Origin of the sequence: Acinetobacter sp. R933-2, assembly GCF_030325485.1 — a bacterium.
Taxonomy (GTDB): Bacteria; Pseudomonadota; Gammaproteobacteria; order Pseudomonadales; family Moraxellaceae; genus Acinetobacter; species Acinetobacter sichuanensis.
Window position 1 is genome coordinate 209,895 of the sequence record NZ_JACAIJ010000004.1, and the last position, 13,844, is coordinate 223,738.

General features: G+C 37.7%; 12 protein-coding genes. 9 read left to right on the top strand and 3 right to left on the bottom strand.

The window, feature by feature from the left end:
- The first annotated feature begins 125 nt into the window (after positions 1 to 125).
- Positions 126 to 818, top strand: coding sequence for an aspartate/glutamate racemase family protein (locus tag HX005_RS06540; protein ID WP_286376724.1), 693 nt, complete (start codon positions 126 to 128; stop codon positions 816 to 818).
- Between the two features lie 71 nt (positions 819 to 889).
- On the opposite strand, the gene HX005_RS06545 is transcribed toward HX005_RS06540, so the two are convergent.
- From HX005_RS06545 to HX005_RS06555, 3 genes are all read right to left on the bottom strand, one after another.
- Complete coding sequence (locus HX005_RS06545) at positions 890 to 1,885, bottom strand: Tim44 domain-containing protein (RefSeq protein ID WP_286376725.1); 996 nt, start codon at positions 1,883 to 1,885, stop codon at positions 890 to 892.
- Between the two features lie 120 nt (positions 1,886 to 2,005).
- Complete coding sequence (radA, locus tag HX005_RS06550) at positions 2,006 to 3,394, bottom strand: DNA repair protein RadA (protein WP_286376726.1); 1,389 nt, start codon at positions 3,392 to 3,394, stop codon at positions 2,006 to 2,008.
- 132 nt (positions 3,395 to 3,526) lie between these two features.
- A complete protein-coding gene (locus tag HX005_RS06555) occupies positions 3,527 to 4,882 on the bottom strand; it encodes an alanine/glycine:cation symporter family protein (RefSeq protein ID WP_286376727.1) in 1,356 nt (451 codons plus the stop codon).
- A 419-nt stretch (positions 4,883 to 5,301) separates the two neighbouring features.
- Here HX005_RS06555 and HX005_RS06560 point away from each other — a divergent pair, with 419 nt between their 5' ends.
- From HX005_RS06560 to HX005_RS06595, 8 genes are all read left to right on the top strand, one after another.
- The gene (locus tag HX005_RS06560) at positions 5,302 to 6,699 is read left to right on the top strand and encodes an amino acid permease (RefSeq protein ID WP_107007063.1); all 1,398 of its coding nucleotides are present in this window, start codon (positions 5,302 to 5,304) and stop codon (positions 6,697 to 6,699) included.
- Positions 6,700 to 6,864: 165 nt separating this feature from the next.
- Positions 6,865 to 8,430, top strand: coding sequence for a hypothetical protein (locus HX005_RS06565; protein WP_286376728.1), 1,566 nt, complete (start codon positions 6,865 to 6,867; stop codon positions 8,428 to 8,430).
- 118 nt (positions 8,431 to 8,548) lie between these two features.
- Complete coding sequence (gene lptM / locus HX005_RS06570) at positions 8,549 to 8,767, top strand: LPS translocon maturation chaperone LptM (RefSeq protein WP_107007065.1); 219 nt, start codon at positions 8,549 to 8,551, stop codon at positions 8,765 to 8,767.
- A gap of 34 nt (positions 8,768 to 8,801) precedes the next feature.
- Entirely contained in the window at positions 8,802 to 10,046 is a 1,245-nt protein-coding gene (lysA, locus tag HX005_RS06575) for a diaminopimelate decarboxylase (protein WP_286376729.1), read from the top strand.
- Positions 10,047 to 10,059: 13 nt separating this feature from the next.
- Positions 10,060 to 10,905, top strand: coding sequence for a diaminopimelate epimerase (gene dapF, locus HX005_RS06580; RefSeq protein ID WP_107007067.1), 846 nt, complete (start codon positions 10,060 to 10,062; stop codon positions 10,903 to 10,905).
- A 186-nt stretch (positions 10,906 to 11,091) separates the two neighbouring features.
- A complete protein-coding gene (locus tag HX005_RS06585; protein ID WP_286376730.1) occupies positions 11,092 to 11,592 on the top strand; it encodes a chorismate--pyruvate lyase family protein in 501 nt (166 codons plus the stop codon).
- Between the two features lie 14 nt (positions 11,593 to 11,606).
- The gene (gene ubiA / locus HX005_RS06590; protein ID WP_286376731.1) at positions 11,607 to 12,494 is read left to right on the top strand and encodes a 4-hydroxybenzoate octaprenyltransferase; all 888 of its coding nucleotides are present in this window, start codon (positions 11,607 to 11,609) and stop codon (positions 12,492 to 12,494) included.
- Between the two features lie 125 nt (positions 12,495 to 12,619).
- The gene (locus HX005_RS06595) at positions 12,620 to 13,819 is read left to right on the top strand and encodes an alpha/beta hydrolase family protein (RefSeq protein WP_286376732.1); all 1,200 of its coding nucleotides are present in this window, start codon (positions 12,620 to 12,622) and stop codon (positions 13,817 to 13,819) included.
- Positions 13,820 to 13,844: the final 25 nt, after the last annotated feature.

Consider the following 13,844-nt stretch of genomic DNA (forward strand, 5'->3'; position numbering starts at 1 on the left):
GTCTAAAAAGCTCTGATTTTTCAGGGCTTTTTGTTGGCTTTTAAATTGTTATCTCACGATTTGTTTTGTCTTCTAAAGCGTTTATGTTAAAAAATTAACCATAAAATGCGATGAATGAACTGAAAATGAAAACAATTGGTTTACTTGGTGGAATGAGTTGGGAATCTTCAGATATTTATTATCAACAACTCAATCGTAAAATTCAGCAGTCATATGGTGGTTTACATTCTGCAAAAGTGATTTTAAGTAGTGTTGATTTTCATGAAATTGAACAATTACAAAGAGAAAATCGTTGGGATGAAGCAGGGCAATATCTTGCACAACTCGCAATGCAGTTGGAACTCGCTGGCGCAGAGGTGATTGCGCTATGTACCAATACGATGCATAAAGTTGCTGAACAAATCGAAAGTGCAGTTCAAGTCCCTTTTTTACATATTGTTGATGCAACCACTCAGGTCATCAAAAAACAAAATATTCAATGTGTGGGTTTATTGGGAACTGCATTTACTATGCAGCAAGATTTTTATAAGGCTAGACTCATTGCACAAGGCATTAAGGTTTTAACGCCAACACTTGCCGATCAAATGATCGTTCATGATGTCATTTATCAGGAATTATGTCGTGGCAAAATAAATGCATCATCTAAACATGAATATTTAAGGATCATTCAAACGGTGTTGCAGCAAGGCGCTGAAGGCATTATTTTGGGGTGTACAGAAATTGGTTTACTGATTCAACAGCAAGATTTGCAAGTTCCTATTTTTGATACTACACATATTCATGTTGATGCTTTGGTTGAGTTTTCTTTATCGAATTAATTTTTATAAGTTATTATTTTGAAAATAAAAAACCAGTGGCGAGCACTGGTTTTTTGATTGGAAAATTAAAATTATGCTTGTTGAATACCACCAACGAGCCAGTCTTGTGTAGAACCTGCTGGTTTAACAAAATGCCAAATTTCAGTAAAAGGCACAGGTTGACTATTTAAGTCTTCACTCACTGTACCTGTAAAACGAACACTGACAATGTATTGTCCATTTTCAGTCGCAGAATCTGTCACCATTGCATTTAAATTAGAGAATTCAGCAACGTCTTGATCTTGATTTGCCATGATATCGCTATACATAGACTGATAAAGATCAGGTGTTAAATAACGTTGAATCTCACTAATATTACTTGCTGTATTCATAGACTGAATATGGTTGAAGCGTTGACGTGCGATACGTAAAAATGCCGCAGGTTCAGTACCATCTGGAAGTTGATTGCCACTTTGTGTTGATGCAGAACCAAACGGTGCTTGAGTTGCTGCACCACCTGCCACCGACTGACCAAAAATATTGGTATTGTCTTGGTGATTTGGTGCAGTTGATTTACCAAAAGGAGCGCTTGTTGGACCTGCATTATTTGGTGCGTATGGATTAGTTGCTGCTAATTTTTTTTTTGCACCAAATTTACGGAACAAGAAGAAAGCACCACCTGCGATGAGAATGAGCCAAATCCAACTTGGGATTCCACCTTTTTCCTCTTCTTGCTGAGCAGCAGCTTGTTGTTTTGCTAACTCTGCATCATTGGTTTGTGCTTGAGGATTTGTATTGTTGTCATCTGCCATTGCATTTGCGGCAATTGCACCGACTGCTGCACCTGCAACACCAGCAGCAACCATTTTACCTACACCAGAACCTGACTTCTGTTGGGTATTTTGAGCAGGCATTGGTTGTTGTACAGGCGTAGCTTGTCGCGGTTGTGAATAAGACTGACTTGGCGTAGCGGAACGGCTCATGCCATGACTTTTACCACCACCTGCTCGTTTAGCTTCTGCTAAAGGTGCAACCACCAATGCTGCCATTAATACACCAGCCATTAAACTACGCTGTCGAACTTCCATTGCGTTTTCCTATTCAATATAACGAGAAATATAACTTCTATATATGACGCCTTTTAGGAGAAATATCAAGAATGATCGACAGTTTTTTGCACAGTTATTCACATAAAAACAACGATTTCTTTAACTATGTTCATCACTTAATTGAATCGCTTCAGTTAAAGCTTCATGTAAGCGAGCAACAGCAATAATCTGTACACCAGCAATAGGTTTTTGTGGTGCATTGGCACGTGGCACAATAATAAATTTAAAGCCATGTTTGATGGCTTCTTTTAAGCGTTCTTGACCATTCGGTACAGGACGAATTTCACCTGATAAGCCAACTTCTCCAAATACTGCTAATTGTTGGGGAAGTGCTTTGGAGCGTAAACTAGAAGCACATGCTAGTAATACAGCCAAGTCTGAGCCTGTTTCAGTGATTTTTAAGCCACCAACGACATTGACATAAACATCTTGTCCTGAAGTTTGTACACCACCATGTCTGTGCATCACAGCAAGTAACATATTTAAACGGTTTTGCTCTAAGCCTAAGGCGACACGACGTGGTTGACCGTGAGCATCATCTACTAGGGCTTGCACTTCAACCAAAAGTGGGCGTGTACCTTCACGACTGATCATGACTACAGAACCAGGAATGGCTTCATCATAGCGACTAAGAAAAATTGCTGATGGATTGGCAACTTCTTTTAGCCCTTTGTCTGTCATACCAAACACACCGAGTTCATTCACCGCACCAAAACGGTTTTTCACTGCACGAATCATACGATAACGTGAGTCAGACTGACCTTCAAAATATAGGACACAGTCAACCATATGTTCAAGTACACGAGGACCTGCAAGAGAACCTTCTTTAGTGACATGACCCACAATAAATAAAGCAGTTCCACTATTTTTAGCAAAACGAGTGAGGAGTGCGGCAGATTCACGGATTTGTGAAACACCACCAGGTGCAGATTGTAGCGTTTCAGTATATAAAGTTTGGATCGAGTCTAAAATTGCAACGGATGGACGCAGTTGCGCCAAGGTTTCACAAATACGCTCTACACAGGTTTCTGCCATAACTTGTAGTTTATCTGTAGGCAGATCTAAACGGTTTGCGCGCAGGGCAACTTGAGAGAGTGATTCTTCACCTGTGACATATAAAGCAGAGTTATTTACAGCCGCCATGTGGGTTGCTGTTTGTAATAAAATGGTGGACTTACCAATACCGGGATCACCACCAATTAATACCACTGAACCTGTGACCAGACCACCACCAAGAACACGATCAAATTCACTAATTCCCGTTGCTAAGCGTGTTTCATTAGATACTGTGATTTTATTGAGTAAAGTAACATTTGCCGCTTGTCCTGCATAACCACCGCCCATTGGTTTGGCACGATGTGTTACAGCAGGTTCAATACGTACTTCAGTTAAAGAATTCCATTCACCACAGTCTGAACATTGCCCTGCCCATTTAGAATGGTCTGTACCACATTGTTCACAACGATAAACAGTTTTAACTTTAGCCATAAATAAGTTCAGTACACATGAAAATTATTTTGACTATACAATAGATTTTGTTGATTCCACAGTCAGCCAACCAAAAAGAGCGACTATTTAAGTCGCTCTCATGTGGAAATAGGGGATTAAATTTTGAAGTATTTAATACAATTCACCCGATTTACGTTTAGCAATAAAATCTTTGGTTTCTTTGGCAATCACACCAGAAAGTAACAGTAATGCGATTAAGTTCGGTACAGCCATTAAACCGTTAAATGTATCTGCAAATAGCCAAACCAGATCGAGTGTAGCCACTGTACCCACGAAAACACTGATGATATAAATAATGCGGTAAATCAGAACAAATTTTTCGCCAAGTAAATAGGTCGCACATTTTTCACCATAATAGCACCAACCTAAAATAGTCGAATAAGCAAAGAAAATAATCCCAAATGTCACGATCCAACCACCAACACCCGGTAGAAGACGGTCAAAAATCTGTGTGGTGAGTACAGCACCTGTTTCAGCACCAAAACTGTTGCCTGCCATGATATAACCCATGACCAACACAATGCCTGTAATACTACATACAATGATGGTATCAATAAATGTACCTGTCATTGAAACTAGACCTTGACGTACAGGATGATCAGTTTTTGCGGCAGCAGCAGCAATAGGTGCAGAACCCATACCTGCTTCATTGGAAAAGACACCACGGGCAACACCATAACGAATCACTGCACCAATTGCACCACCAGCAACGGCTTCACCTGTAAATGCATCACGAAAAATCAAGCTTAAAGCAGGCATAACCAAATCAAGATTGGATAAAATAATCACCAAACCACCCAGTACATAGCCTATAGCCATGATAGGCACAATAAAAGATGCCGCTTTAGCAATCGATTTAATTCCCCCTAAAATCACAAGAGCAGAGAAAGCAGTAATGGCAATACCCGTGATCCATGTTTGGATACCTAAGCTATTCTCTACAGCTAAAGCAACAGTATTCGATTGCACTGAACTACCAATACCAAATGAAGCTAAAGTACCAAATAGTGCAAAAATTAAAGCCAACCATTTCCATTTTAAGCCACGTTCAATGTAGTACATTGGACCGCCTGATTTTTCGCCTTTTTCATTGCTGATTCGATATTTAACAGCTAAAACACCTTCTCCATATTTTGTTGCCATACCGACTAAAGCAGTGATCCACATCCAAAAAACCGCGCCTGGTCCACCAAGTACGCATGCAGTTGCAACCCCTGCAATATTACCTGTACCAATAGTGGCAGATAAGGCGGTCATTAATGCTGCGAATTGAGAAATGTCGCCATCTGCACTTTTCGCTTTGTCATGTTTGCCAAAAACTTGTTTGAATGCCAAAGGCAATAAACGAAATTGTAAAAACAGTAGCCGAAATGTCAGGAAAATACCTGTACCCACAATAAGGATGAGCATGTATGGACCCCATACCCAGCCGCTAAGTGTTTCCATCAGGGATTGTAAATTTTGCATAATACTTCTTCTTTGTTATTTCCATTCTGAATTTAGCTTAGCTCTAATAAAGCAAAAGCTATGCCATCCGTGTTTTGTTACTTATTATCTTTGAATTCATATCACTGAAATAATATGAACTTTATAAAACAAGCGCATAAGGACATATTGTTTTTTCCAATGATTTCTTTTTTGACATAGATTTATTTAAGTTACAAGTCATTTCAGATTTTAAATTTTGTAGAAATGCAGTCAGTTTTAATGGTTGATTTTTATAGTAATTCGTAAAGTGAAATAAAATCAGTAAATTATTGATTGGTAAAAAATGGAAAACACTTTAAAAACCAGATGTGCAATAAGTAGTCAAGTCGAATATTTTTTTTTATTTTTTTGCAAAATTAAGCTAATTTGTGCGAGTTAACACGAAAGATGAATTAAAAATGTCAAACGGAAATTACACTTCCTCCAATGAAAATGGGGAGCTCGCACGGAGTTTATCCAACCGTCATTTGCAGTTGATTGCAATTGGTGGTGCGATTGGTACGGGGCTATTTATGGGCTCTGGTTCGACCATTAGTAAAGCGGGTCCTTCGATTTTATTTATTTATATGATCATTGGTTTGATGGTGTTTTTTGTCATGCGCGCGCTTGGCGAATTATTACTTTCTAACTTGAAATATAAGTCGTTTATTGATTTTGCCACTGATTTAATTGGTCCTTGGGCAGGTTATTTTGTTGGATGGACGTATTGGTTGTGCTGGATCACAATCGGAATCGCAGACTTATCAGCCATTATTTATTATTTACAATTTTTTAATGGTGGTGAAGCATTTTCACCTATTGAAGGGGCAATGATCAGTATTGCTGCAATTTTCTTCATTATGGGGCTGAATCTGGTGACAGTAAAACTTTTTGGTGAGTTAGAGTTTTGGTTTGCCTTAATCAAAATTATCGCCATTCTTGTTTTGATTGCTGTAGGTCTGTGGATGATTTTTACTGATTTTACATCTACAACAGGGCATGTCGCTTCATTTACACACTTATGGGATCATGGTGGAATGTTCCCTAAAGGTTTTGATGGTTTTCTTGCGGGTTTCCAAATTGCAATTTTTGCTTTTGTTGGTGTTGAATTAGTCGGGACTACAGCCGCAGAAACCAAAGATCCAGAGAAAAATTTACCAAAAGCAGTGAACTCAATTCCAGTCCGTATCATTATTTTTTATGTATTGGCGTTGGTTATTGTGATGTCAGTAACGCCATGGGATTTGATTGATCCGCAAGTCAGCCCGTTTGTTAATTTATTTAGTCAAGCTGGTATTGCCGCAGCCGCAATTATTATGAATTTAGTGGTGTTATCATCTGTGATGTCATCAATGAACAGCGGTGTCTTTTCTACAAGTCGAATGTTGTTTGGTTTATCTCGTGAAGAACAAGGTCCGAAAGCTTTTGGCAAGTTGAATGGTCGTGCTGTTCCTGCGAATGCTTTGTATTTCTCTGGTGTATGTTTATTGTTAGGTGCTGGGTTACAATATGTTGTACCTGATACTGTGAAAGCATTTACCTTAGCAACAACCTTATCTACAATTTTATTTATCTTGGTTTGGATTATTATTTTGTGGAGTTATTTGGTTTATTATAAAACTCGCCCAGAATTACATCAAAAATCTATTTTCAAATTACCTGGTGGTCCTCTAACGTGTTATGTGGTGATTTTATTCTTTATTGGAATGATTTATGTCCTATCAAAAGATGAAGTTACTGCACAAGCTCTACGTGTTAGTCCAATATGGTTGGTGATTTTAGCCATCGGTTATTTCTTTTTTTATAAGAAAAAATAGTGCTTATTCTTCGTAATGAAATTTTAAAATACCCTATGTTTTCATAGGGTATTTTTTATGCGACAAAGAATGTCGTTATACTTTTTATGATTTATTTTTTGCTCTAGAAGACAACAAATCTCTATATTAAAATATTGATTCAAAATAAAAAGGGGGAAAATAAACATGAGTCATGATCAAGAATATTTACAAAGACATTTGCAAGACATACAACGTGTGCATGGACTGGCACATAATCATGAAATTAGAGCAGGATATCAAACATGGTTAAGCTTAATTCAGGAAAAATATCAGCAGCAGCCTTCAGCATTGTTGGCATTGTGTGTTGACTATATCGAAAGTTTAGAAGCAGTTTTGCCGATTTCTGAATATAAAATTCATTATGTACCAAGAGCACAAGCGATCGCGAATTTTTATCGAGATCATCCTGAGCAAAGGCAACAACTCATTGCATTGTTGAATGAATTATATGATTTGGGTAAACCCTATTTTTTAAGGCAGCATACCTATCATGAATATTTGGTAAAAGGTCTGTTAAATCTCAAAGAGATTTTAGAAAAAACACAAGAATTTTGGGATTTACAACAGCTTTATCATCAGGGAGATTTTCATTTTCCAGCAGGCTTACTTGATTTCTTGGATGCATATATTGACCTTTTAGGTCCTTATCAGGCTTTGAATTATGATGAGCGTGAGCCTTTAATCAAAGGCTTACAATTGCAGATCGTGAAAACATATCCTGAAGAAATTTTAAATTTATTTTTATTTGCGATTGAAAAAGAAGCGTATTTTCACTATTGGGTCAGTAAGCAGTTATTTTTTGTGTTAATGGAACAAAAAGACAAACGTTTAAATCAAACTGAAATTTTAGAAAAATTAGTGCAAAATTTTGATTTAATTATTCAAAAAATGATTTATGCCAAACCTTTTATTTTACATTTAGCATTTTCAATTGAAAAAGTTGCCAAAGCGCAACAATTGAATCATGTCATTGTAGAGGCGATGCAACAGATTCAGTTTACCAAACATAGTACCCAGTCTATAGCTATGCGCCGTTTGGAACAAATTCAACACAAAGTCAGCGAGTTGGCAGTAGCATTTACGCAGCAAAATACACTCAGTTCTGCGCAAAATGCAGATATCGAATATCAATTACCGCTGTCTGCGGTGACGCCAAGCAGGGCATTTTATAGTGAGATGCCTTTGGTTTGGGTGGATATTTTACAACAAGAATTTTCAGCTTTTGATACAGACAAAAAAGCAGATTGGCAGATATTTTGGCAGCATGTAGACCATGTAAGTACGAAAAAACCCAGTCAAAAATGGTTAAAAAAAGCCGAAGAAATTTTACAGTCATCTATTCAGGATGCTTATGTACAGCGTGTGTCAGGCTGGATGACATTGATTGAGCAAAATTCACCGCGAAATATGCGTATATTTGACAGTAAAAATGAAAATACCTTGAAAGGCGTGTTGTGGTTTTTATTGTTATTGCCTACACAACCAGAAGTGATTGCATTATTAAGTCGTGTTGTACAGATTGGTTATCGTAAAATTGCGGGGATCGGTGCAAATAGCACCAATTTAGCAAATACAGCCATCTATGTATTATTACAGCATGGTGAAAGTGGTAGACAAGCCTTGCATGATTTATACAGGTATTTATCTTATGACATTGCTAAAAATGCGATTCAAAAAGCATTAGACAGTGTTGGAGAGCATACAGAATAATTTAGCAAATTTATCAATTTCACTTATGTTAAAAGCCGATGAGTAAATCATAGGCTTTGACTTTTATCATCTGAATGATCACGCTATACTTTGGTTAAACATTGTATTGGATATACAGATGCGCGCTATTTCAAACAAAATCGCTTTGTTGTCAATAAGTCTCTTATTAACAGCGTGTGGTCAATCAGGCGCTTTACAACTTCCAAATGACCCAAATTACGATCAACGTGCAAAATATTTGCTTTATCCAAATGCAGCGCCTAAGGCATCTCATTCAGATCGTAAGGTGACAGATTCAGTCGATGTTGCTGCTGCATCAGAAGTCACCACTAACTAAAGCTTTTATAGTTTTTTATTGAAAGGATACATTCATGAGTTTTTCCCGCATTAATGGGGTATTGCATGCAGAGCAATGTTCTTTAGATCAGCTTGCACAGCAATTTGGCACACCGCTTTATGTTTATTCTAAAGCAACGTTTGAAAAACATTATTTAGATATGGATAAAGCTTTTGCATTTATCGATCATCAAATTTGTTTTGCGGTGAAGTCAAACTCAAATCTTGCGGTATTGAATGTACTGGCAAAACTAGGTTCAGGTTTTGATATTGTGACAGGTGGCGAGCTTGCACGTGTGTTAGCCGCAGGTGGCGATGCTTCAAAAATTGTATTTTCTGGTTTAGGTAAACAAGAAGCAGATATTCAAAAAGCCTTAGAAGTGGGCATTGCTTGTTTTAATGTTGAATCTTATGCTGAACTTGATCGTATTCAAAAAGTTGCAGCACAACTTGGCAAAAAAGCACCGATTTCTTTACGTGTAAACCCAGATGTAGATGCGAAAACACATCCGTATATTTCAACAGGGTTAAAAGAAAATAAATTTGGTATTCCTTCAGATGTCGTTTTTGAAACCTATCAATATGCAGCGTCTTTACCAAATCTTGATGTTGTGGGCATCGACTGTCATATTGGTTCACAGTTGACAGAAACACAGCCTTTTGTTGATGCACTTGATCGTGTGATTGCCATGATTGAACAGTTGAAAGCACTTGGCATCAATCTAAAACACATCGACATTGGTGGTGGTTTAGGTGTGACCTATAAAGATGAAACACCGCCTACAGTGACTGAATATGCCAATGCAATGCGTCCTGCTTTAGAAAAACTTGGCTTAAAAGTCTATATGGAGCCAGGTCGTAGTATCTCTGCCAATGCAGGTGTATTGCTGACCAAAGTTGATTTGTTGAAACCGACCAATCATCGTAATTTTGCAATTATTGATGCAGCAATGAATGACTTAATTCGTCCGTCTTTATATCAAGCATGGATGGACATTCAAGCGGTTACACCTCGTACCGATGTTGAAACAAAAACATGGGATCTTGTCGGTGCGATTTGTGAAACGGGTGATTTCTTAGGAAAAGAGCGTGATTTAGCATTACAAGAAAATGATATTTTGGCAGTTATGGGTGCAGGGGCTTATGGCTTTGTGATGAGCTCAAACTACAACAGTCGTGGACGTGCTGCTGAAATCATGGTGGATGGCGATCAAGCACATGTGATTCGTCAGCGTGAAACGATTGAATCACTTTGGGAAAATGAACAGTTATTGCCTTAAGGAGTAAATGAAGATGTTATTAGAATTTACTAAAATGCATGGCTTGGGCAATGACTTTATGGTGGTTGACCTGATCAGCCAACGTGCTTTTTTTGATACCGCTACAATTCGTCGTTTGGCTGACCGTCATTTTGGTGTGGGCTTTGACCAACTATTGATCGTTGAACCACCTGATTTTCCAAATGTCGATTTTAAATATCGTATTTTCAATGCAGATGGTTCTGAAGTCGAACAGTGTGGTAATGGTGTACGTTGTTTTGCGCGTTTTGTACATGAGCGTCAGTTAACCAATAAAACCAAATTTAAGGTGCAAACCTGTGCAGGAATTGTAGAGCCTGAGATCGGTGCAAATGGTTGGGTACGTGTCAATATGGGCTATCCGAAGTTTTTACCTGTTGAAATCCCATTTGTTGCGGAAGAAGCAGATGCTTTATATGACATCGATTTAGCCAATGAACAAAAGTTGACGATTGATGTTGTCAACATGGGAAATCCGCACGCAGTCACCGTGGTTTCTGATGTTTTAACGGCTGATGTTGAAAATATTGGTCGTCAAGTTGAGTCACATGCGCGTTTTCCTCAGCGTGTAAATGCAGGATTTATGCAAATCATTGATGAAAAACATGCGCGTTTACGTGTCTTTGAACGTGGTGTGGGTGAAACCATGGCATGTGGCACAGGTGCTTGTGCTGCGGCAGTGTCGGGCATACGTCGTGGTTTATTGTCTAATCAAGTGGAAATTGAGCTTGCAGGCGGTACATTGCACATTGAATGGAAAGAAGGCGATGTGGTTTGGATGACAGGTCCAACTGCAAATGTTTATGAAGGTCGTTTAGATTTACGTTATTTCCAAGGTTAAGTTTTATCTATTTTTCTTTAGGTTAAAGATCATTTAACCCTACAAAACTGTGTTATTGCCTAGATTTTTTATGAGAATCGGGCAATAACAACACAGCTTGTCACCATCTTGATATACTTTATAAAAATTGACATTATTTTGTGATTATTCTAAATGATGCTTTTCTTTATTTAACATTTCAAGGAAATGACATTGATTGCTTCCTGCCCCAAACAGATTTCTGATATTCCTGAACATTTAAAAAAATGGCTTTATGCTGAAGGTTCGCTTACACAACAACTGACTGAATTTGCAGGTGGTGTATTTAAGGTTGTGCCTACTCAGGAACGTTTTCAACGTTTAACATTTATTGATAGTCAATGGATGCAGATGCCGTATCAACATACAGCATGGGTACGTGAAAGCCTTTTATATGGTTGTGATGCAGATGCATGGGTCAAAGCTAAAAGTATTTTCCCGATTTTAAGCTTACAAAAACGTGCCCGTTTATTTCAGCATATTGGGCGACAACCTATAGGTCGATTTTTATTTCAGCGTACACATCCTGCTTGTGAGCGTCGTGTATTGCTTTTAGACGATGGTTGGACTCGTCAAAGTTGTTATACTTGGCATGGCTGTAAATTTATTGTGCAAGAAACTTTCCTACCTACTTTTGAGCAATTTATTGAAAGTAAGTCATTGAAATAAGGTGTTATATTTTCATGAGAACTCTGCAACAAACCTCATGGCGTGATCGTTTAGAAGCTTATTATTATTTGTGCCGTTTTGATAAACCAATTGGTACAGAGTTGGTTTTTTGGCCAACGATGTGGGCATTATGGATTGCAGCAGGGGGAATTCCTGATCTTGTGACATTAACTGCTATGGTATTAGGTACGATTTTCATGCGTGCAGCAGGTTGTGCAATTAATGATTTTGCAGATCGCAAGGTGGATGCGCATGTAGAGAGAACCAAAAATAGACCTTTAGCCACAGGTGTCATCTCAGCCAAAGAAGCGATTTGGGTTTTTATTGCCTTGGTGGCTGCGAGTGCTTGTACATTGTTTTTCTTACCGATTGCAACATTCTATTGTGCATTGGCAGGTTTGGTATTGGCATTTATTTATCCATTTATGAAACGCTATACGCATTTACCACAAGTGGTTTTAGGCATGGCATTCTCATGGGGTATTCCAATGTCTTTTACAGCGATGGGCAAGCCTTTGGATTGGTCATGTTGGTTACTTTATTTTGGTAATTTGGCTTGGACAGTGGCTTATGATACACAATATGCGATTACTGATCGTGAATATGATTTAAAAATTGGTGTGAAGTCGACAGCCATTTTATTTGGTAAATATGACATCGAAATTATTTCATTGTTACAAGCGATCAGCGTACTTTTAATTGGTGCAACTTTATATTTAGAAAATTTATTATTTCCTTATGGCTTGATTGCTTTAATTGTTGTTGTTGCAGATTTTATTTATCAATGGACAAAAACCAATGATCGTGATCCACAACGCTGTTTTTGGGCATTTCGTCATAATCGTTGGGTGGGGTTTATTATCTTTGTCGGTATATTTATTGCTTTATATTTTAAAAATTAAAAATTTAAAGACAAACGATGAAAACATTACATTTTCATGGAAAGTACCCTAGTAAGGTACTTTTTTTTGTGTTTTATTAGGTAAGTGCTCATGAAGGGCGAAAAAACAACAATGAGGATGTAACTATGCAACACTTACTTAAAAAATCACTTATCGCACTGAGTTGTAGTTCGGTTCTCTTTTTTGCGGGGTGTAATGACGATGATGACGACTTTAACTTTATAGTAGATTCAAAGACTAAAACATTTACAGTTGATAATGATGTGGCAAATGTTGTGAATACACACGATATTTTTACTTATACAATGCCAAGTGTATTAAATAAAGATATCAGTGCAACGACCCTAGTCTTTACACCGAAAGGTACAGTACCAACAGGTGGTTGGCCTGTGGTTGTATGGGCTCATGGTACAACGGGTGCTGCTGACCAATGTGCACCATCTGCGAATGCTTTAGATGGACTTGAAAAAAGCCTAATTATGGCTTTAGTTCAAAGAGGATATGCTGTTGTTGCACCAGACTATGAAGGTTTAGGTAATAAGAATGTTGCACATCCGTACCTCAATTTACAAAGTGCTGCAAAATCAATTTTATTTGCTTTAGATGAGGCAAATAAACACTATGGTAATCTTTCTAAAAACTGGAGTGTGATTGGTTGGTCTCAAGGTGGGCATGCTGCTTTAGCTGCGGCTGAATATAGCAAAGCATTACCAAATTATAATTTTAAAGGCACAGTGGCGATTGCACCAGCATCTTATTTAGGTGAAACACTTGATTTGGGTATGCAAGTTGCAAATCAATATGCACTTGCAGGTGATGCTGTGCAGGCGACAAAAATAGGTGCAACTTTATATACCTATGCTGCAATTGTCAGCTCAGGAATCAAAGCAGGATCAACAACCTTTAAATATAATCAAGCATTTATTGATGCAAAAGTACCTTTAGCAGAACAAGCGGAAAGTTTGTGTTCACCTGAGTTAGCCGTTAAATTTGGTGAGGATATTCAAAAAACTTTACAGTCCAATGGCGGCAATTTTAGTAAATATCAAGCACTGCAAACAAACTTTAAAACAGATCCTGATGTTGCACATTATTTAGCAGATAATACACCTGCCAAAGTGAAACTTGAAAAGCCAGTATATATTTATCAAGGTAAAGCTGATACCACAGTCCCATATCTCATTACAGAACAATTGGCTGCAAATATGGCTGCGAAAAAAACCAATGTTAAATTGCAGCTTTTAGAAGGAAAAACTCATAGCACGGCTGTATCTGAAAATATTCCACTATTAGTGAATACTATAGATAGTTTGATGAAACAATAATTTAGTCTTATAAAAAAATAAGGAG

Bases quoted from the DNA above. Each gene is read 5' to 3' on its own strand.
- lptM (WP_107007065.1), top strand. From the start codon at position 8,549: ATGCGCGCTATTTCAAACAAAATCGCTTTGTTGTCAATAAGTCTCTTA.
- radA (WP_286376726.1), bottom strand. From the start codon at position 3,394: ATGGCTAAAGTTAAAACTGTTTATCGTTGTGAACAATGTGGTACAGAC.
- dapF (WP_107007067.1), top strand. From the start codon at position 10,060: ATGTTATTAGAATTTACTAAAATGCATGGCTTGGGCAATGACTTTATG.
- HX005_RS06555 (WP_286376727.1), bottom strand. From the start codon at position 4,882: ATGCAAAATTTACAATCCCTGATGGAAACACTTAGCGGCTGGGTATGG.
- HX005_RS06545 (WP_286376725.1), bottom strand. From the start codon at position 1,885: ATGGAAGTTCGACAGCGTAGTTTAATGGCTGGTGTATTAATGGCAGCA.
- HX005_RS06565 (WP_286376728.1), top strand. From the start codon at position 6,865: ATGAGTCATGATCAAGAATATTTACAAAGACATTTGCAAGACATACAA.
- HX005_RS06585 (WP_286376730.1), top strand. From the start codon at position 11,092: ATGACATTGATTGCTTCCTGCCCCAAACAGATTTCTGATATTCCTGAA.
- HX005_RS06560 (WP_107007063.1), top strand. From the start codon at position 5,302: ATGTCAAACGGAAATTACACTTCCTCCAATGAAAATGGGGAGCTCGCA.
- HX005_RS06540 (WP_286376724.1), top strand. From the start codon at position 126: ATGAAAACAATTGGTTTACTTGGTGGAATGAGTTGGGAATCTTCAGAT.
- ubiA (WP_286376731.1), top strand. From the start codon at position 11,607: ATGAGAACTCTGCAACAAACCTCATGGCGTGATCGTTTAGAAGCTTAT.
- lysA (WP_286376729.1), top strand. From the start codon at position 8,802: ATGAGTTTTTCCCGCATTAATGGGGTATTGCATGCAGAGCAATGTTCT.
- HX005_RS06595 (WP_286376732.1), top strand. From the start codon at position 12,620: ATGCAACACTTACTTAAAAAATCACTTATCGCACTGAGTTGTAGTTCG.